The organism is Desulfosediminicola ganghwensis (assembly GCF_005116675.2).
In the GTDB taxonomy this organism is placed as follows: Bacteria; Desulfobacterota; Desulfobulbia; order Desulfobulbales; family Desulfocapsaceae; genus Desulfopila; species Desulfopila ganghwensis.
The window spans coordinates 3,160,027-3,179,934 of record NZ_CP050699.1 but is presented as its reverse complement, the minus strand read 5'-3'; the positions used below and the strand labels follow the sequence as shown (position 1 = coordinate 3,179,934).

Here is a 19,908-nt window from a genome sequence, read left to right as displayed (position 1 = left end):
ATTGAATCAGTTGAGCACCCATGATAACAGCACAGCAGAAAGAACCAGAGATTGGCTTGATTAAGGCAAATGTCCCCTCCATCGAAGGTTGGGACATCAACTGGTTAATCAGCCGGGGTCAGATCGAATATATACTCCACGATATAGCTCTACTCCCGGCTGACGACAAATATCCGCATTTGCAAAGAGCGCAATATCAGGACGATGCCCTACTGGTTATAAGTCTTGAAAAGTATTTCCACCTTGGGATGTTAGCTTCATCACAACCATATAAATTCGTGGTGACGCGAGCACCAGGTATTGATGGAAAAGCTCGGCGAGTCATTCTTCGCACCGCCAATCCACTGCGAGTCCGAAAGTTGAACTTCAACGCGTCACAAGCAACAGACACCGGCTTACCCAAAAACAGCCAGGATCTGCTCGGCGCATTCGCCCTGCCGGATAACCAACTGGTTCTGATTCCGGATATTGCCAAAATTCATGATCGCCTGCTGGTCAGTCAGGACTGATACACCAATGAGCATGATGAAGATTGCCAAAGAATGTAGATTGTAGTGGAAAGATTTGATAAATATACATAAATTAGCTTGCACATTGTAGCACAGCTTCTGTTATAGAGTAAATAAAGCGTGTCTTGAAAAGACCGGAAATGTGGGAATATTTCCCATTCACCTAGATTTAGAGTGGAACACGAATAATGAGCGACAAAGTTATCCTGATTGTTGAAGACAGCCCTACCGACCTTCATATCGCAGAAAACCTCTGTACCGCAAACGGCTACAAGGTTCTCAGCACCGATGAAGGCGAAAAAGCTATAGAAATCGCGAGTGAAAACAAACCAGATCTTATCCTTCTGGACGTTATTCTCCCGAAACAGAACGGTTTTGAAATCTGCAGGCAGCTCAAAAACAATGAGGCTACCAAGGACATCAAAGTCATAATGGTAACCAGCAAGTCACAGCCAAGTGATAAATTCTGGGGAATGAAACAAGGTGCAGATGAATATGTCTTCAAGCCCTACGAAGAAGTATCACTGCTAACCGCTATTGAGCAGCACATCTAAGTTTAAGCTACCAATTTTCAATGCAAAAACGCATCAGCTTTTTCTCTGCAATCAACGCTCTTTGAAAAAGCTGATGGAATGTTTGAATAAAAAAGCCCTGTGAGAAATTCACAGGGCTTTTTTATTGAGATATGAATCAGCCTCAGCAATGCCGGGAGGTGATTACATCTTTTTATAGAGTTCCAGAGTTCGCTCAGGTGTCATGATATTCTGCCAATCTGGCCCGAGACAATTCTCCCACAGGGGTACAAGGCCCAGGGCGGTTCTTACCATTTTGTCCAGCGATGCATCATCCATGTTGGCGGTAAGATTTCTTGGCAAAGTGATGGAATGTTTCGCCATCATCCTGCGGAACTCCTCTACCCCCTTTGGATAAATTTCATCCAGGTAATCAAAGGTGATACAACAGCCGATGCCGTGATGGATGCCGAGCACGTAAGAAAGACCATATGACAAGGCGTGACAGGCACCTACCTGGGAGTACGCGATACTCATTCCCCCGAAGTAGGAGGCCATCATCAATTTGTCGTCTTTATCGGCATGGTCTTCCAGAAATACCTGCCGACAGAGATCAATTGATTTCTCGCCATATGATTTGCTGAACTCATTTAAAAAAGTTCCCTCCAGGGATTCAACATCATGGATATAACAATCCATGCCTGTGTAGAACCACTGATCTTTAGGTACACCTGCGAGCAATTCGGGATCGAGAATTATCTGGTCAAACAGTGTGTAATCAGAATTGATTCCCAGCTTTTTATCCGGGCCGGTCAAAATTGTGGTTCTGGATATTTCCGCACCGGTTCCTGCTAGGGTGGGAATTGCCACGTGATATACAGCAGGATTCTGAATCAGATCCCAGCCCTGATAGTCAGCGGCTGAACCTGGGTTGTTGAGCATAAGAGAGACCGCTTTGGCGATATCCATAGCGCTGCCGCCGCCAATACCTATTATGCCATCAGGCTTCACTTCACTGTACTCTTTGACTTTTGCAACAAGTGCATCAATGTAGCTGGTCTTTGGTTCGTCGTCTACGTTCACTCGCAGCAACAGGTCATTCCCCTCCATGGGCAAGCGAGCTTCAAGAGGTGCATCCTTGAACACATCGTCAATAACAAACACCACATAGGAATCAGGGTTTACACGCTTTTCCTTGAGAACATCACCAAGCTGGTTGAATGATCCTCGACCAAACATTATTTTAGGTACTATACTGAAGTTTCTGTACATTTTTTTCCCATTTCATCTATGAATTGTAAAACCAGGCTGCTACAATAGCTGTGCCGGCCTCGTTTAAGGCGATCTATTCTTATAGACAGTCATTGCCAAAACACCCCGCAATCTCTAATAATTGCCAGGCAGCCTGATCTATTATCCGGGTCATGAAGAAACCCTGACCAGTGCTCAGGTAACAAATATATTGGCAAAATTCAACAAAGAATTCATCTTAATGCAGGTAGGACGAGCAGTTAACCAAAAAGCAAAACCTACCAACCGGTGTGACAAATACATCACATACCAGGAATTTCCTTCTATAATAACACCAGAACGCTCATATGTCAGTTATCAACGAACACAGTGTATTCACTTCCCTGCGCCAGCACGGCCCACTTGCAGTGGAAGAAACCGTCAACCTCATGAAACCATTTTCAAAACGCACTCGGGCCTGGGTAAAACAACTTTCCTCAAACCGTAATAACGTGACCAAATACCGTGCCTTGCGTAGTCAGATATTTGAGTTTCTCGAAATTTCCAGCTTCAAGGAAATTGAAGGGATATTTAACAATAAAGAACTTCGAGCCGAACTCAGTCAAAGGGCATACGGACGATTAGGAAATATGTTCGGCATGCAGGGAACCAATAACGAGATAGAGTCCCGTGTTAACGAATATTCACGTACAGCGGACGCTGTGATAAACAGCCTGAGAAACAAAGTCTTCAAGCCGTACGCCTCCCATATCGAAACAACCAACGAGATAGAGGTTATTAATGACCCAATCGAATTGCTGTTAATTATTTTTAATGATCGATATCACAAAAAAGCGCGATTCGAAGCCCGGCGTAAGTTGCAACTGATGAACCTGGCAGCATCCATTCATCAGCGCGAAAACGAAACAGGGATAGAGGATAAATTCTCTTCATTTCTCTCTTTTTTGAACGATTACGTCTGGAGTCCAAAACTCAAAATCGGTGAACACGATCCGGTTTATCTCCTCTCCCATCACGATAAGAAAGATTTCCGCTGCACAGAAGTTGAAGTCATTGAACGTAAAGAAGCTGCCGACGTACAATTCGAAGATGGGATGAAACTGACACTCTTGAAGAGAAGAAGCTTTGAAGTTGATGGCAGGGAATACCCCATTTATGTCTCAATCCGAAAAAAACCTCCTGAAGCAAAAGTACTGAAGCTGTTACGGAAAAATGAGAAAAACCCAGCTGCTGCAGTGGACGATGAGTTGGGTCTCATGGCCGTACTGAACTCAATGGCTGATGTTAAAATATTTCAAAACCATCTCACCCGAAGCGCTTCACGGGCTGATTCCTTCATGGTACTCGAAGATATTTCAGATACCTTGAGTGGCGCGGAAAAATATGCCGCCACCAACACCGGTTCGTCAAGCAAAACCCCGATGCTCAAATTTTTTGCCAAACTGGGTGGTATGCGCGTGGAATTCATCATCCATACCAATCGTACCTGGCTGAACTACATGTATCAGCGGGATGTGGCTCACGACGAGTATGAAGTCCGGCGCATTTTCGACTCTGGTGTTGCCGAACTGCTTTTTCCGGACGACATATTCTATCTGAACCACCAGGCAATACGTAACGATATGCTGAAGCTGTTTCGCAAGCAGATCGAACAGATCTGAAAGCCTTTAAAACGGATCTATTACGCTATATAGCCCTGCTTCTGCAGATAGAGCAATATCTCCTGCACTGCCTCCATCGGCGTGACAGTGGAGGTGTCGATGGTCAACTCCGGATTTGAAGGCGGTATATACGGATCGGTAATACCCGTCACGCCCTTGACCTTGCCTGCACGTGCCTTGGCGTACAGCCCTTTACGGTCCCTGCTCTCACAAACCTCGAGCGGAGTGGAGACATACACCTCAATGTAGCCGCCGTACTGCGAAATCAACTCGCGGTTAGCCTGTCGTGACTCCTCATAGGGGGCGATGGGGGCACAGAGAGCAACCCCTCCATTCTTGGTAATCTCACTGGCTACGAAACCGATTCTGGTGATGTTGAGGTTTCTATGTTCCTTGGAAAAATTCAGCTCTGATGAAAGATTTGTCCTCACGATGTCGCCATCAAGCAAAGTCACCGGCCGGTCACACATCTCCATAAACTTCACCAGCAAGACCTTGGCGATGGTCGATTTACCCGAACCGGAAAATCCACTCATGAATATGGTGAAGCCCTGCTTCGATTTTGGTGGAAAAGATCGACGCAACTCATCGACGATCTCCGGATAGGAAAACCACTCAGGGATACTTTCCCCCTGCTCCAGGCGGAGTCGTAACTCCCTGGAGGTTATAGTTGCGACCTCTTCCTCATCAACCTCATCGAGGAGAACATACTTTTTCTCCTCCTGATGATAGCCCATCTCCCTTTTGGGGACCATTTCAATTCCGGTCTCGGCCGCAAATTCGGCAACCAGTTTCTGGGCCTCACCAGAACTGTAGAAACGCTCACCCCTGCCCAGACCTTTGAATGGATCTGCATGATCTTCCGCCACCATGAAGTGACTGCAGCCAAAATTCTTTCTCATGATCGCCTGCCAGAGCGCCTCCCTGGGCCCCGCCTTTCTGGTCGCAAAAGGAGTCAGGCCGAGCTGGATCATGTGAGACGGGAACTGTTTAGTGAAGGCCTCGTAACAACGGATCTGGGTGTAATAATCAAGGTTACCGGGATGACTCAGATCTGCTACTGGCTGAAGAAAAATAGCAGTACCTGCCTCACGGGCGGCCTCCATCACCATTTCCCGGTGAGCGCAATGCAGATATTCATCAGCGTGAAAGCCAAGCACCCGGCGCCAGCCATTCATGGTAAAGCGACGCACAGTCTCTGACGGAGCCAACCGCAACTGTTGAAAGTCATAGTGAATCGGTAAACTCACGCCCTCCAGATCCCCCCCGACATAATATTCACCGACCCTATCGTACAGCTGCATGACACCGGGGTGAATGGCAGGGTTATCGGTCCCGTACACCGTCTTTGCTTCTTTCTTCTTATCTGCTTTCCAGAGATCGGTAACAGTCAGAATCGCCAGCAGGAAACCTTCCTGATCATTCAGTGCCACCCTGTCTCCGATTGTCAACCTCTCTGCTGTCTGCTCATTTACGTCAAGGCAGATAGGCATGGGCCATACCGTCCCATCCGGCAGGCGCATGGTATCCACAACAGACTCATATACGTCCTTATCCATATAGCCGGTCAGAGGATAAAATCCCCTGTTGAGTAATAATTCGAGATCACAAAGCTGTCTGCCGTTTAGATCTATGGCTGTGCAACTCAGCGCCTCATGACGCAACGTTTCAACTCGCCTGAAATGAACGATCAGACTTTCAGAGTAGAATTCTCTCACGACAATTCCTTTATATGGTTGTATTGAAAAGGCGTAACACGGATGGCATTTCCTACGCCGGATTTATAATTTAGATACAGGACACACCGCCTTTACTCACTTAGGCAGCTTACACACGGTGCTGTTTGAGTGGTTGAGTATCTTTATACCAGCAATGGAATTAATTGCAATTATTGTCGATTATCTGTTGGCGCCCAATATCTACAATCTGAATTACGGACCAACAGTCACTATCATAAAATTTGCCTTTTGATTATATAAGGAGCACCTGATTTCAACAAACTTGACAGAAAGATTGATGCTTTTTACTTTCAGGAACTATATTTTCAGAAATAACAAAGATCACTTTTTTAGCCGCAACCGGAGAATAGACCAGTGCGAAGCGAACCACAGCAGTTCATAACCCCCATTCAGGACATTCCTATCCAGCCACCTCCCGAAATCGACTCGGGTCCCTGCTGAGGCCCGGAAACTTATCCCCGGGCAGGGGAACATGAAAAAGCCGGGTATACCATCGACCCTTTCGTACATGGGTTTATCCAGACAGCTAGAGGCAGTGTCCCGCAGTTAAAAAGTGAACTCTCGGGCCGGGATCATCTCGGCACCATAGGAGTGCGAACAGGCATTCTCAGAAACAATTACAAGGTGACACCGGGGTTGTATGCGGTAGGCTCACCTTCCGCTGATTCACCGGTGGTTGTTACCGCCAACTATAAGCTGACCTTTGATATTGCCCGCAGAAATCTGAAGGTTATCGACGTCTGGTTGTTGGTTATCGATACACGGGGCATAAATGTCTGGTGTGCTGCCGGCAAGGGTACCTTCAGTACTGCCGAAATAGCATATCAGGTAAAGCATTCCGACCTTGCCAAAGTTGTCAACCATCGCACTCTCATACTTCCCCAACTCTCTGCAACCGGTGTAGACTGCCTGAGACTGAAAAGTGAATGCGGGTTTCGCGGCGTGTTTGGTCCTGTTCGCTTATCTGATCTTCCAGAGTTCATAGCAAATCAACTGCAGGCAGATGACAGGATGCGATCTGTGACTTTCACCCTGAAAGAACGGGCAGAACTTGTTCCAGTTGAAGTTTTCCTGAGTATTAAACCTCTGGTATTGCTGCTGCTAGTGATGTTGCCGATATCCGGTATTGGCCCGGAATTTTTTTCAACAAACCAAGCTATTAGTCGTATCATTCCTTTTCTTTTGGCTACTCTTATGGGAATTTTTGCGGGGGCTGTCGTAACGCCTCTCTTACTCAGGGCCCTTCCTTTCAGGCAATTCTGGTTAAAAGGTGCTTTCACGTCACTCATTTCTGCATTGCTGTTCTCAATGTGGTCTATTCCAATTGCAGGAAGTCATGATACCTTAGCCCTCGCATCCTGGATGCTTGCCACTGGCTCTTTTCTCGCCATGAACTTTACCGGGTCAACCCCCTACACGTCTCTTTCCGGTGTAGAATTTGAAATGCGTCGGGGGTTACCGCTGCAGATAGCTTTGGCAACAATTGCCTTGGTTCTCTGGCTGATCTCCCCGTTTATCAGGGGTTAGTTGAACCTCGACAACAGGATTTACAATCATGAAAGAATTCCGTTACCTCGAAAATGTAGCTGAACTCACACTCGATGTTGATACATGTATTGGTTGCGGCATGTGTGTCACAACATGTCCCCATCGGATATTTACCCTGAAAGGTAAAAAAGCAGAAATTGTTGATTTCGGGGCCTGCATGGAATGTGGTGCCTGTGCCCTGAATTGCCCAGTGAATGCCATCCATGTCAATCCCGATGACAAATGCGGCTGCGCAACCCTTATCATCAAGAGCTGGATTGCAAAATATACAGGGAAAACCCTTGGAGGGGGATGCTGCTAGGTGTTAAAACAGAAATATCTTCTTTTTACTCTCCCCTGATCAGAAACTCCTCCAACAGCTTGGTCAGTTTCTGCCATGATCGCTCACCGACTGACTTTTCGTCAATTATCAGATGACGAAAGTAAAGATCCCGGTGAGTCGTTTTTTTCTTTGGGAGTTCAGCCAATTTCCACCTATTCAGCTCCCTTCGTTCTATCAGTTTCTTCGTGCACCGATAGCTGATCAGTTCATCATTGGGCCGCATGATAATCAGGGTTGGATAATTCACCACCGAGAACTGTCTCTCCTCTGCAGAGCGAAACTCCCTCTCCAAGTCAAAAAGTGCCTGGTATGCAGCACCGGTGGTCCCTCTTGTATTTGCCACATATTCCTTCGGAGAACGTGAAGCCAAAAAAGACACCACCCTGGTCATTGGAAGTGCCAGGCGGGTATATAATTTCAAGGCCAATGCCGGAGCCAGCAACACCTGTCGCTCAAAACAGGGTTCGCTTTTCTGAAGTTGCGCCACCATCCCCAGAAGTCCCCCCAGAGAATAGCCAACCAGATAGGCGGGTAGCCCAGGAATTTGTTCCGCCATGAATTCAACTGCAGAATTGAACTGTTCGAGCCACTCCCGGGCACTCACATCCATCATGTCCTCAAAGTTTAACCCTCGATGGCCCTTCAGCTCAAGCCGGTAAACTGCTAATCCCAATCTGTTGAGAAAAACGATCATCTCCCGCCAGCTTTTGGGATTCATATTAAGACCATGAGCCAGCAGCACCCCTCCCCGACACTGATCTTTTTCTACACTAAACCAGTACCCGGAATCGACCTGCCGGACTGACGATAACGAACGTACCCACAAATGAGACTGATCCATTTTGAACATAGCTGATCGGCACAAAAGGATGAATGATTCTGATTTCCCGTGAAACTTAAAAAAACGGACAGGAGTGAGGTATCAGGTGACAGGCGTATTGCCGCCCCCATGAAACTCCATAATCGCCAACAGTAGCTGGCAATTTCATCGAGACTGTGCTACGTTCGCTATCTTTTTTCCCCAGACCAATATCTGCCTTAAGAGGAGGAAAAGAATGGCAACACAGCCCACATTACTCGACGAACCAAAAACCTGGATAAAGTATACACCCAAACTTTGTTATGACTGTAACGCGAGTTGTTGCAAGCTGCCCGTTGAGGTCAAGGCCAAAGACCTCATTCGCATGGAAGTCATGGACGAATTTGAGCTTGGAGAAAACCCAAAAAATATAGCCAAGCGTCTTAAAAAACAAGGTATCGTCGAGCATTTCTATCCCAAAAAGGAGTTATACACGCTCAGTCGAATGGCAAACGGTGATTGCCTCTACCTCGATAAAAAGACCCGACGCTGCAGCATTTACGAACAGCGGCCGGACACATGCAGAAACCACCCCCAGATAGGCCCCCGCTCCGGATTCTGTGCCTTCGCCAGAAAAACTGATTGCTAACTTTACCGGAACTGCGTACCCTGTTCGTTCACAAAAAACTGAACGCAATTTTGCAATGCAATAACGTTGAGGTATACGATGACCAAGCAAACAACAGAACCCCAAGAAGACCTGGAAGTATCCGCAGAGGAATTAGACCAGCTTGATGCTAAGCTCGCGCAAATTGATACGCTCTACAGGAGTCGTTGTATTACTCCCCGCACCGGCAACAATGTCACTGTCCGGGAAATAGAGAAAAGCGACAAATAAACACTTTCAGAAGATCCAGGCTTCCACCTCCAGAGGTGACTCAAATACCAATGCGCAAGGCTGTTTTGCTGAGTGGCGGAATTTTACCTTTTGTTCTGGCGGTAGTAGTAGTAGATCAGGTCAGTAAAGGATACGCCCGGAACACCCTCCAGGGACTTCCGCCATTTACCGCTCCAGGTGGAGTAATCCGTTTTGAATATGTAGAGAATTCTGCAGGTTTTCTGGGTTTTCTTCTGGCGGTTCCCGAGCCATTGCGGGGGATTGTTCTCACGGTTGGTGTAGGACTGCTGCTACTTGCCTTCACCGTCATTGTCCTCCGCTACCAGCAGAGGCTCTCAATCGCCCAAATCACCGTAGCATCACTCATACTCGCGGGTGGCACAAGCAATCTGATCGACCGCCTGATCAACAATGGTGGTGTAATTGACTTCATTGCCATAACGCTCGGTCCGTTCAGCACCGGTATTTTCAATCTGGCTGATGTCTATATTCTCGGCGGTGGTTTCTATCTCGGATATTCACTCGCTCGCCTCCTGCCACCCGCTCACCCATAAGATTTTTCCGGGCCCACCCTTTTTGCTCTTGCCCAGATCGGTTCCTGACATATTTTGTAAGCATCAGAATCTCACAGATACCCAATTTCAAAGGAGTTCGTCATGAAAAGACTATTTCTTCAGTTGGCTGTCATTTCTCTCTTCCTATTCGCTACCGCTTCAACCTCTTTCTCTCACTGTGAAATACCATGCGGCATCTATGATGATGAAGTACGCATTACCCTGATAGGTGAACATATAACCACCATCGAAAAGTCTATGGCCAAAATCGAAGAAATCAAAATGGCGGAGAAACAGGATCACAACCAGCTAGTTCGCTGGGTGATGAATAAAGAAGAACACGCTAATCAGCTTCAACATATCGTAACTCAGTACTTTATGACCCAAAGGCTTAAAGTCGGCACAGAAAATTATGCCGAGCAATTAAGTATTCTTCACCAAATGCTGATTGCAGCCATGAAAAGCAAACAAACCACTGATACTAAGTACACTACTGAACTGAGAGAGCTTCTTTCACGGTTTGATACACTCTATTTCAAACCTCATTAAAACCTCATCCACAAGTGATGTGATGTTGAAGCACACCCCCCGGGACAGCGAACTGCAGCATCAACACGCGTATTGTCTTCTGTCACGACAATATATTGCAACCAGGGCGATGTATCTCAGATCACGATTACGTGAAATGGCAATTGCCTTTGCAGGAACCACGGCAATTATCATCATCGCGATCCTGTTTACAACACAGCCGGGTTTTGCTGAAGAAAGGTTCCGGCTCGAGCAGGTTGCTGACAGACTCGATATTATCTGGGGGATTGATTTCATTTCGGAAAATCTGTTGATTCTCACAGAAAAATCAGGCTCGGTTTCACTGCTTGACTTACAGTCCCGGGAGATTACAAAAATTTCGCAAGCACCGGATGTTTTTGCATCAGGCCAGGGGGGATTGCTGGATTTAGCAGTTTCACCTGACTTTCAGGACACATAAGAGATTTTTTTTACGTACAGCAAGCGCGTAGAACGTAACGGGGTAACCGTCCTTGCCAAAGCCCGTTTTAAAGACAATTCTCTTATCCTGTGGCAGGACATACTCGTCACCAATTCAGGTACCAGTACCAGTCGCCACTACGGCAGCAGAATTGCTTTTGATCAGTCCGGTCATCTTTTCTTCACTGTGGGTGACCGGGGCGAAAGACCCAATGCCCAGAATCTCTCTAATCATGCCGGCTCTGTACTCCGCCTTAAATTAGACGGCAGTATACCGGACAGTAACCCGTTTATTGATACTCCAGAGGCTCTTCCCGAAATATACAGTTATGGTCATCGAAACCCGCAGGGCATCGCTTTCGATGCTGAAACCAGTCGTCTCTGGCTCATCGAACATGGCCCCAGGGGAGGAGATGAGATCAACCTGATTGAAGCTGGAAAAAACTATGGCTGGCCCATAGTTTCTCATGGGCAGGAGTATTACGCGCCAATCCCTGTAGGTGAGGCCAGGGAAAAGCAGGGAATGGAGCCTCCTGTCAAGGTATACATCCTCTCCATTGCTCCAGGCAGTCTGATTATCTACTCCGGCAAGGCCTTCCCAAAATAGCGAGGCAATCTCTTTGCTGGTGCTTTAAAACTTCGTCACCTCAATCGGGTTACAATGAATGCGCAAGGCGAGGCAGTCTTGGAAGAGCGATTATTTGAATCACTACACGAAAGGATTCGTGACGTTGCAGAATCTCCAGCCGGACTCATCTATTTCTCAACGGATAGTGGTAAAATCTTTCGGAATAGCCCATAATTATCTCGTTACTCTTCATTTTCTTCTCTGGTTTGACATTGCCCCGCCCCGCCCTCTACAATTGGGCGTAAGATTATCGTATAATTTTACGCTAACACGCATTTATTATGAAAGAACAGGGCAAAAGCACTGTAGAGATCTCAACGCTATCCGAAGCATCTTAATCTCCAGGGAGGCGTCATGGATATTCGCAACACCAGAACCACAATACTTAATGAGGGTACAACAGAAGTCAAACGAGAGGAGATTCGTGACTACTTTCACGCGACCTACACTATCGATGAAAAGCTCTATGACAGTCTTGCCAGAGACGAAGCATTTTACCTCAGGGCGGAGCCGTTACGGCACCCACTGATCTTTTACCTTGGACATACTGCCGTTTTTTACATCAATAAACTGCTTATAGCCAAACTCATAGACCATCGTATCAACCCTCGCTTTGAGTCAATGTTCGCTATCGGCGTTGATGAAATGAGTTGGGATGACCTGGACGATTCTCACTACGACTGGCCTACAGTCGATGAAGTGAAGGCGTACCGGGAAAAGGTGAGAGATGAAGTCGACCTGCTGATTCAGGAACTGCCGCTTTCCCTGCCGATCACCTGGGATACCCCATTCTGGGCTGTGATGATGGGAATTGAACATCAACGAATTCACCTTGAGACCTCATCAGTCATCATTCGCCGCATGCCGATTGAGGAGGTTCAGCAACTTCCGCTCTGGGAGATCTGTCATCAGTCTGGTCCTGCTCCGGATAATAGGTTGCTTCATGTTCCGGGAGGCAAGGTGCGCCTTGGAAAAGACAAGAATCACCCTTTGTATGGCTGGGACAACGAGTTTGGCCGCCACGAGGCAGAAGTTCGTGATTTTATGGCATCGCGTTTTCTCGTCTCAAACCTTGAATACAAGGATTTTGTCGATCAGGAAGGCTACACCAAAGATGAATACTGGACCGAGGAAGGCAGACGCTGGTTGCATTTTTCCCAGGCCAGCCATCCGCTGTTCTGGGTTCCGCGGGGTGAAGAGTTTCTTTTTCGTACCATGACTCAGATCATAGAAATGCCATGGAGCTGGCCGGTTGAGGTAAATTACCTGGAGGCCAAAGCCTTCTGTAACTGGAAGAGCAGGCAGACCGGCACCACCATCAGGCTGCCATCAGAGGATGAATGGTATCGCCTGCGCGATATTCATGCAATTGCAGATCAACCTTACTGGAAAGAGGCCCCCGGCAACATCAATCTGGAACACTTCGCCTCGTCTTGCCCGGTCGACCATTTCAGGTTTGGTGACTTTTATGACATTATTGGCAACGTCTGGCAGTGGACTGAAACACCGATATCCGGCTTCGAAGGTTTCGAAGTTCACCCATATTACGATGATTTTTCAACCCCGACCTTCGATACCCAGCATAACCTGATCAAGGGCGGTTCCTGGATCTCCACCGGTAATTCAGCCACCCGCGACAGCCGATATGCCTTTCGACGTCATTTCTTCCAGCATGCAGGCCTCCGTTATGTGGAAACCGATCAGCCCCTGCCTGAACCAGAGGCAACGTATGAGAGCGACCAGGCTGTATCCCAGTACTGCGAACTTCATTTCGGTTCCTCCTACTTTGGTGTAGAACCTTTTCCGATACAGTGCGCCAGGATCTGTCTTGAATATATGCAGGGGCGCTCGATGAAAAAAGCGCTTGAACTCGGATGCTCCGTCGGAAGAGCGACCTTTGAACTTGCCAGATCATTTGATGAGGTACATGGCCTCGACTTTTCTGCCCGCTTTATTCGTATTGCCTCTCAACTGCAGGAGAAAGGATATGCCCGATACGAACTCTGCGAAGAAGGTGAAATCGTCTCTTTTCACGAGCACCATCTCAGCGAATTCAATCTGGACGAAACACGTCATAAGGTCGAGTTTCACCAGGCGGATGCCGCCAATCTCAAGCCGGAATTTACAGGTTACAACCTTATCTTTGCCGGCAACCTCATCGACCGGATGGTAAACCCGAAACGTTTTCTCACCACCATCCATCAACGACTCGAAACAGGGGGACTGCTTATTATTACCTCGCCATACACCTGGCTTAAACAGTTCACCAAAAAGGATCAGTGGGTTGGCGGTTATCGCAAGGACGGAGAGCCATACTCAACCGTTGAGGCCCTTGGCGATATACTTGCTCCTCATTTCAAGATGATCGACTCAGCACGGGATGTGGAGATGGTGATCAGAGAAACGAGACGAAAATTCCAGCATACCATTTGTCAGCTGACTGTTTGGGAGAAAAACTGAAGGGAGCAGCTTTACAGGTAAGCAACTGCTCGATCTGTGAGTTCATATAATTTAAGCCGGAGGGGTTATTGCCTCCGGCTTTTTTCCGTCTGAAATGTATTCATATCTTCTTTACCTTGTTCAGACTTTCCGCTAACATCCTCCCAGCCGTCTCAGCGATGGAACATCCTCATTCCGTTTTTTGACTCTCCCTGATCTTCAATCTGAAAAGAAGAGAAGATAGACGCGAGGTGTGTCCGATCAGCACGTGACTTTACCCTGGAATCATTATGCATCAATTTGTAGAGAAGTTTTTTGGGGCTTTATACTGTTTACCACTATCACCCTGCTCGCAACGCCTCACTCCCTCAAGCTGAGCTTTTATGGTAATCAGATTCCGGTTCTTCATTAACATCATCCACCTTAATTTCTCAGGAGAGACCAATGTCAGAGCAGCTTGTTGAAGTACAACGCGGCGATATCGTAGAGTGTATTCATCGTGGTGATATAGCGGTTACCGATAGTTCCGGTACACTGCTGGCCTCGGTCGGTAATCCTCAGAAAAGCACCTATTTTCGTTCAGCCGCCAAACCTCTGCAGGCCATGAATGTTTTTCTCTCGGGTGCCCATGAGAAATATAAGCTCAGCCCTGCAGAAGTTGCTGTAATCTGCTCCTCACACTATGCCGAACCATTCCATCTAAAGGCTGTGACATCAATTCTTGCCAAAGCCGGTCTTACCGAACAACATGTTCTGGGCGGCGTTGTCACCTCCCTCAATCCACAATATGCGTTACAACTTGCAAGAGAAAATGTCAGACTCACCTCGCTATTCAGTGACTGTTCAGGTAAGCATGCCGGCATGCTCGCCACCTGTGTGCTGCAGAATTATCCTCTGGAGAACTACCTTTCAGCCGATCATCCCGTCCAGAAAGAAATCCTTCAGGTCATAGCTGAGATGTGCGACACAGATCCATCTGATATAGCGATAGGTATTGATGGCTGCAGTGCTCCGGTCCACGCCCTGCCACTGAGCAATATGGCAACCGGGTTTGCCCGGCTTGCCAACAGCAGTTCGCTACCTTTGCCATACAAAAATGCGGCAGACAGCATCTTCAGCGCCATGAATGAACAACCTGAAATGGTCGCAGGAACAGGCGGTTTCTGTACCGAACTCATCCGTAAAACCAATGGCAAACTGGTCGGGAAAATCGGCGCGGAAGGAGTGTACTGTGTCGGTGTCAAAGATAAAAACCTAGGTATCGCCATAAAGGTTGAGAGCGGCAATATGGCGATGTTGCCCCCCATTGCGGTTGCCGTTCTCGAACAGCTTGATCTTCTTTCAGGTGAAGAACTGCTCCGTCTGGGATCATACCGCAGAGTAGATAACCTTAATGATATTAAAACCATTGTTGGTCACATTTCTCCGGTCTTTTCTCTCAATCTGAGTTGATTCTCTCCGAGGATATGAAACTGATGATGTATATCTGCATAAACCATCTTCCGTATTCAAGATGAGCCAATCGACGGAATGTGTTGACGTTTTCCTCCTATTATGGAATCTGAAAGGAGATACATTCTAAACCCTGCCCTGATAACGTAAGGAATAGAGTCAAAGATCCTGCCAAAGAATAATGCAATTACCCGTCAGGGTCTCAACCCGAATATCTCATGTGAAAATCGGGACACTAATCCGATCCGGAATGCCCAAAGCACTCCGGTTAAGATTCACCTTTTCCGCACCCCTTAAAATGTCTGATAAGCCCGTAGTCTCGTTATTTGTCCAATGCCTTGTGGACTCGATGTATCCCGATGTTGGTGATGCCATGGTTTCCATATTTGACACACTCAGGATTCCTGTTGATTTCCCTGAAAAGCAGACTTGCTGTGGCCAGCCAGCTTTTAACGCAGGGTATCGCAAAGAAGCGGCCGCAGCGGCAGAGCGTTTTATAGAACTATTCGAATCTGCTGAAGTTATTGTCTGCCCTTCAGGGTCTTGTGTACATATGGTCAGGCACCATTACTCCGAGTTGTTTAAAGACAATCCTGTAATGCTTGCAAAAGCAAAAGCTGTTGGTGCTAAGACATTTGAGTTCAGCCAATACCTCATCGATGAACTTGCAGTTTCCACCCTTGGTGCCTATTTCCCCCACAAAGTTACCTACCACGACTCCTGCCACCTGAGTCGCGGTCTCAAAATAAACCAGCAACCCAGAAAATTGCTCAACAGTGTCGTTGGCCTTGAGTTCGTCGAAATGAAGGACAGTGATAGTTGCTGCGGATTTGGCGGCACTTTCTCCGTCAATTACCCCGAAATTTCCACGGCCATTGTAGATGAGAAAATCGATAACATTCTTGCCAGCGGTGCCGATATCGTTACAGGCTGCGATATCAGTTGCCTGATGAATATTCAAGGTAGATTGAGCAGGCGTGGAGAAGACATCAAGGTTATGCATATCGCGGAAATTTTAGCACAGGGTCAAGGCCATCACCTGGGAGAAGACAAATGAAAAAGTCTCAATCATACTCCCGCAAAGCCGAAGCTGGTATTGCCAATGAAACCCTGCAAAGCGGTCTCAAGATGATTCAGGGCAGATTCGGTAAAGGTGCTATGGAATACTGGGACAACATGGTCGATGCAGATCAGCGCAAGCGCGCCAAATCAAGACGCATGCAGACCCTGGAACACCTTGATATCGTCCTTGCCGAACTCTCCGAAAATATCAGAAAACGAGGGGGCAACGTTTACTTCGCCGCCACGGCAGAAGATGCCGTTCGATACACTCTGGAAGTAGCCAGAGAAAACAAGGTGAAAAGGATCGTAAAAGGTAAATCCATGACCACTGTTGAAGTGGGCATTGATCCGGCCCTTGAAAAGGCAGGTATCGAGGTAGTCGAAACTGATCTTGGTGAATACATTGTCCAACTCGCTGAAGATACCCCTTCTCACATCATTGCGCCCTGTATTCACATGGACCGCAAACAGATAGGAGAACTGTTTACCGACAAACTCGGTATTGATTATACAGAAAATCCACCGGAGCTTACCCAGGCAGCGCGCACCGCCCTGCGGGAAAAGTTGCTCACCGCCGATATGGGCCTTACCGGCTGCAATATAGCTTGTGCTGAAACAGGCCATGTCTCTCTGGTATCAAATGAGGGCAATATTCGTATGGCCACCACCATGCCCCGGGTACATGTGGCCTTCATGGGAATGGAGAGGGTTGCTGCGAACCTTCAGGAACATCAGGATCTCCTGCAGCTTCTTACCAGAGGGGCGGCGCTTCAGAAAATTTCAACCTATGTCAGTTTCACCGGCGGTGTTTCAGATGACGATAATCCGGACGGTCCTGAACACTTTCATCTGGTAATCATTGACAATGGCCGCTCAAAGATACTTGCCGACCCTGAGTTTCGCGAAGTGCTTGCCTGTATCCGCTGTGGTGCCTGCCTGAACATTTGCCCGGTGTATGGCAAAATAGGTGGCCACGCTTACAGCTCTGCCTATTGTGGACCGATCGGTGCGGTGGTTACCCCTCTTTTGCATGGAATAAACAAGCATGCAGACCTCTGCAAAGGTGAGACCCTCTGTGGGGCCTGCAAAGACGTTTGCCCGGTGGAAAATGATCTGCCCAAAATGCTCAGCACCTTGCGATACAAACTAGCCTACGGAGATGAAAAGTGGCAGGTAACCCCGAAAAGCCGCATGGAGAGGATTGGCTTCCGGCTTTGGAAAACAACCATAAAAAACAGAACGCTTTATAATATCTCACTGAAAATTGCCAGATGGTACACCAAGCGGAAGACAGGCAGTAATGGCATGGTTTCCTCAATGCCGTTTCTTGGCGGCAAGTGGACCAGAGGCAGAGATCTGCCCCCTATTGCAGCAGAGACATTTTCAGAGCGCTGGAAAAAAACACATAAGAAATCACGAAGCGGGAGTCAGACATGAGCAATTATCACAGTCAATCGGATAACGAACTACGCTTTCTGTCAACCGTCAGACAAGCCGTGGCTCCCGACTCTGACATGCCCCGTGACAAACGGGCCTATCCCGAAATATTCGCCTACACCGATGACAGGCAGCTTGTGGACACAGTCGAGAACCGTACCGATCTCGACCAACAGGGCCTTGCCAGTGCTTTCATGGATAACGCAGACCCTCAGAGTCTCAGCGTCTATTGCATTAAAAGTCTTGATGAAGCTGCTGACATTATCGTTAATATCGCCAGAAACCGTGTGCCGGAATTCAGTAATAACCGCCATATTATTCAACATGCGCATAAGGATATCAGTGGCCTCAAGTTGTGGGAGAGGTTCTCTGAAGACCCTATCACTGTACATACCACCTACCGTGAAGATTCTGAGCTGCGAGACAAAACCATAGCCTCCTTTATCGGTATTACCGTTGCCGACTGGGGAATTGCCGACAGCGCCACCCTGGTGCAATGCACCAGACCCGGAATGCCCCAGTCTACATCTCTGGTACCATCCATCCATATCGGTTTTGTCCGAAGAAGCCGTATACTAGCAAACCTCAGCGAGGCATACGCCATGATGCGTCGTGATTCCGCGCTCAATTCATGGTGCTTTATTTCAGGGCCTTCAAAAACTGCCGATATCGAGGCACATATGGTTTATGGCGCACACGGTCCAAAAGAAATGCATATTTGTATTTTGGAAGATACCAAGACGTGAATTCCGCCGTGCTGCAGAAAAAAGAAGTCACTCATCTGAATTTCTCATGAGCATTGGGACAAGACAGATAACGCAGGGGTTGTTGTCGGATTAGAGTACGAAAATTGATTTCCCGGTTTTCAGACAATGCTCTCCCTGGGGCCATTGAAGGAGATACGCGTAGACCTCCAATGTCCCCGGCCGCAGCCCATGTGATACTCTATTTTCAACTATTTTGACTCCCCAATAGCCCAATATTGGCTTGCAGCAAAAAGTTATATACCTGATACCGCCCGAACAAAAGATCATCTGGGGCTTACCGTCCCAGGGATTAACTTTTTATAATGAAAAACAACTCACAAAAAAAAATCTTCGCAGCAAAACTCTCGATAACCACCGCAATCAGTCTGGCACTGATGAAATTTGTCGTTGGTCTGGTTACCGGATCGATGGCGGTTCTCTCATCCGCTATCGACTCCATGCTCGACATTCTCATGTCCGGGGTGAATTTTCTGGCTATTCGCCAGGCTGAACAACCTGCCGATACATCCCACGCCTATGGACATGGTAAGTTCGAAACCATGGCTGCACTTGTCCAGTCCCTTATAATCGGCGGGTCCGGAGTGTGGATCATTATTGAATCTTTGCGCCGACTGATTGTCGGAGCAGAGCCATCCAAGGTCGGTAACGGCATGGTGGTGCTGATTATATCCGTTATTGTGTCATTTTTTATCAGCAGATACCTGGTAAAAGTCGGTGAAGAAACAGACTCAGCCGCACTTAAAGCCGACTCCCTGCATTTCTCCATGGATGTTTATACCAATCTGGCACTCACCGCAGGCCTGGTACTCATCTACTTTTTCCATATAAACTGGCTCGACTCCCTGCTCTCATTACTTGTTGGCGCCTACATTCTTTTTGAAGCAATCAAGTTGGCGCGACGTGCCTTAGATGATGTCCTCGACGCCCAACTACCCGAAGAGACCAGGAATAAAATCTATAAAGTTATAGAGGAACATGGTGGCCACATGTACGACTGCCATAACCTGCGAACACGAAAATCCGGTTCAAAAAAAATGATCGATTTCCATCTCACGGTCTGTAGACAACTCAGCGTTGAAGAATCTCACAATATCACTGAAATGCTTGAACTGGAAATCGAGCAGGAACTGAAGAATTCTGATATCACCATACATGTTGAACCTTGCAGGAACGAAGTTTGCCCCGAAACCCCTCACATCTGCAAGGCAGGCGTCATTCACTCAGCAACCGACGTTCACCATTAATACGTGCCAACAAACGGTAGTGATTCTCTCCTTCTATAAGCAAATCTGGTGAGTGATTTCAGTTATCTGGGTTATTTCATCAAGTTCTTAATCTGAACC

Annotated in this window: 18 protein-coding genes and 1 pseudogene; 16 read left to right on the top strand and 3 right to left on the bottom strand. The window is 47.5% G+C overall.

Annotated features, from left to right (window positions below; translation table 11 throughout):
• Nucleotides 1–20 precede the first annotated feature (20 nt).
• Complete coding sequence (locus FCL45_RS13500; RefSeq protein ID WP_136795955.1) at nt 21–509, top strand: hypothetical protein; 489 nt, start codon at nt 21–23, stop codon at nt 507–509.
• Between the two features lie 188 nt (nt 510–697).
• Nucleotides 698–1,063 (top strand): response regulator, encoded by a 366-nt coding sequence (locus tag FCL45_RS13495; RefSeq protein WP_136795956.1) that lies wholly within the window; start codon nt 698–700, stop codon nt 1,061–1,063.
• A 162-nt stretch (nt 1,064–1,225) separates the two neighbouring features.
• Here FCL45_RS13495 and FCL45_RS13490 read toward each other — a convergent pair whose 3' ends face one another.
• On the bottom strand, nt 1,226–2,293 hold the full coding sequence (locus FCL45_RS13490; RefSeq protein WP_136795957.1) for an iron-containing alcohol dehydrogenase family protein: 1,068 nt from the start codon (nt 2,291–2,293) through the stop codon (nt 1,226–1,228).
• Between the two features lie 326 nt (nt 2,294–2,619).
• Here FCL45_RS13490 and FCL45_RS13485 point away from each other — a divergent pair, with 326 nt between their 5' ends.
• The gene (locus FCL45_RS13485) at nt 2,620–3,933 is read left to right on the top strand and encodes a hypothetical protein (RefSeq protein WP_136795958.1); all 1,314 of its coding nucleotides are present in this window, start codon (nt 2,620–2,622) and stop codon (nt 3,931–3,933) included.
• A gap of 20 nt (nt 3,934–3,953) precedes the next feature.
• Here FCL45_RS13485 and FCL45_RS13480 read toward each other — a convergent pair whose 3' ends face one another.
• Nucleotides 3,954–5,651 carry a bifunctional sulfate adenylyltransferase/adenylylsulfate kinase gene (locus FCL45_RS13480; protein WP_228721329.1) on the bottom strand — a complete coding sequence of 566 codons (1,698 nt, stop codon included), beginning with the start codon at nt 5,649–5,651 and terminating at the stop codon, nt 3,954–3,956.
• A gap of 375 nt (nt 5,652–6,026) precedes the next feature.
• Here FCL45_RS13480 and hgcA point away from each other — a divergent pair, with 375 nt between their 5' ends.
• The gene (gene hgcA / locus FCL45_RS13475; RefSeq protein ID WP_250697407.1) at nt 6,027–7,199 is read left to right on the top strand and encodes a mercury methylation corrinoid protein HgcA; all 1,173 of its coding nucleotides are present in this window, start codon (nt 6,027–6,029) and stop codon (nt 7,197–7,199) included.
• 28 nt (nt 7,200–7,227) lie between these two features.
• A complete protein-coding gene (gene hgcB, locus FCL45_RS13470) occupies nt 7,228–7,521 on the top strand; it encodes a mercury methylation ferredoxin HgcB (RefSeq protein ID WP_136795961.1) in 294 nt (97 codons plus the stop codon).
• Between the two features lie 25 nt (nt 7,522–7,546).
• Here the strand turns inward: hgcB and FCL45_RS13465 are convergent, their stop codons facing one another.
• Nucleotides 7,547–8,383, bottom strand: a complete 837-nt coding sequence (locus tag FCL45_RS13465) for an alpha/beta hydrolase (RefSeq protein ID WP_167495668.1) — start codon at nt 8,381–8,383, stop codon at nt 7,547–7,549.
• Nucleotides 8,384–8,597: 214 nt separating this feature from the next.
• Between FCL45_RS13465 and FCL45_RS13460 the strand changes: the two genes are divergently transcribed.
• From FCL45_RS13460 to FCL45_RS13410, 11 genes and pseudogenes are all read left to right on the top strand, one after another.
• Complete coding sequence (locus tag FCL45_RS13460) at nt 8,598–8,990, top strand: YkgJ family cysteine cluster protein (RefSeq protein WP_136795963.1); 393 nt, start codon at nt 8,598–8,600, stop codon at nt 8,988–8,990.
• A 78-nt stretch (nt 8,991–9,068) separates the two neighbouring features.
• The gene (locus tag FCL45_RS13455; RefSeq protein WP_153305537.1) at nt 9,069–9,239 is read left to right on the top strand and encodes a hypothetical protein; all 171 of its coding nucleotides are present in this window, start codon (nt 9,069–9,071) and stop codon (nt 9,237–9,239) included.
• 50 nt (nt 9,240–9,289) lie between these two features.
• Nucleotides 9,290–9,793, top strand: a complete 504-nt coding sequence (locus FCL45_RS13450) for a signal peptidase II (RefSeq protein ID WP_136795964.1) — start codon at nt 9,290–9,292, stop codon at nt 9,791–9,793.
• A 102-nt stretch (nt 9,794–9,895) separates the two neighbouring features.
• Nucleotides 9,896–10,342, top strand: coding sequence for a superoxide dismutase [Ni] (locus FCL45_RS13445; RefSeq protein ID WP_136795965.1), 447 nt, complete (start codon nt 9,896–9,898; stop codon nt 10,340–10,342).
• A gap of 22 nt (nt 10,343–10,364) precedes the next feature.
• Nucleotides 10,365–11,582, top strand: a pseudogene (locus tag FCL45_RS24595) (PQQ-dependent sugar dehydrogenase).
• A gap of 180 nt (nt 11,583–11,762) precedes the next feature.
• Nucleotides 11,763–13,868 carry a 5-histidylcysteine sulfoxide synthase gene (gene ovoA / locus FCL45_RS13435; protein WP_136795966.1) on the top strand — a complete coding sequence of 702 codons (2,106 nt, stop codon included), beginning with the start codon at nt 11,763–11,765 and terminating at the stop codon, nt 13,866–13,868.
• Between the two features lie 423 nt (nt 13,869–14,291).
• Nucleotides 14,292–15,299 carry an asparaginase gene (locus FCL45_RS13430; protein ID WP_136795967.1) on the top strand — a complete coding sequence of 336 codons (1,008 nt, stop codon included), beginning with the start codon at nt 14,292–14,294 and terminating at the stop codon, nt 15,297–15,299.
• Between the two features lie 298 nt (nt 15,300–15,597).
• Nucleotides 15,598–16,356 carry a (Fe-S)-binding protein gene (locus FCL45_RS13425; protein WP_136795968.1) on the top strand — a complete coding sequence of 253 codons (759 nt, stop codon included), beginning with the start codon at nt 15,598–15,600 and terminating at the stop codon, nt 16,354–16,356.
• Nucleotides 16,353–17,798: a LutB/LldF family L-lactate oxidation iron-sulfur protein gene (locus FCL45_RS13420; protein ID WP_136795969.1), complete on the top strand. Its 1,446-nt coding sequence runs from the start codon at nt 16,353–16,355 to the stop codon at nt 17,796–17,798. Before FCL45_RS13425 ends, FCL45_RS13420 begins: the two co-directional genes overlap by 4 nt.
• Nucleotides 17,795–18,544 carry a LutC/YkgG family protein gene (locus FCL45_RS13415; RefSeq protein ID WP_136795970.1) on the top strand — a complete coding sequence of 250 codons (750 nt, stop codon included), beginning with the start codon at nt 17,795–17,797 and terminating at the stop codon, nt 18,542–18,544. The genes FCL45_RS13420 and FCL45_RS13415 overlap by 4 nt, the downstream gene beginning before the upstream one ends.
• Nucleotides 18,545–18,867: 323 nt before the next feature.
• The gene (locus FCL45_RS13410) at nt 18,868–19,809 is read left to right on the top strand and encodes a cation diffusion facilitator family transporter (protein WP_136795971.1); all 942 of its coding nucleotides are present in this window, start codon (nt 18,868–18,870) and stop codon (nt 19,807–19,809) included.
• Nucleotides 19,810–19,908 lie beyond the last annotated feature (99 nt).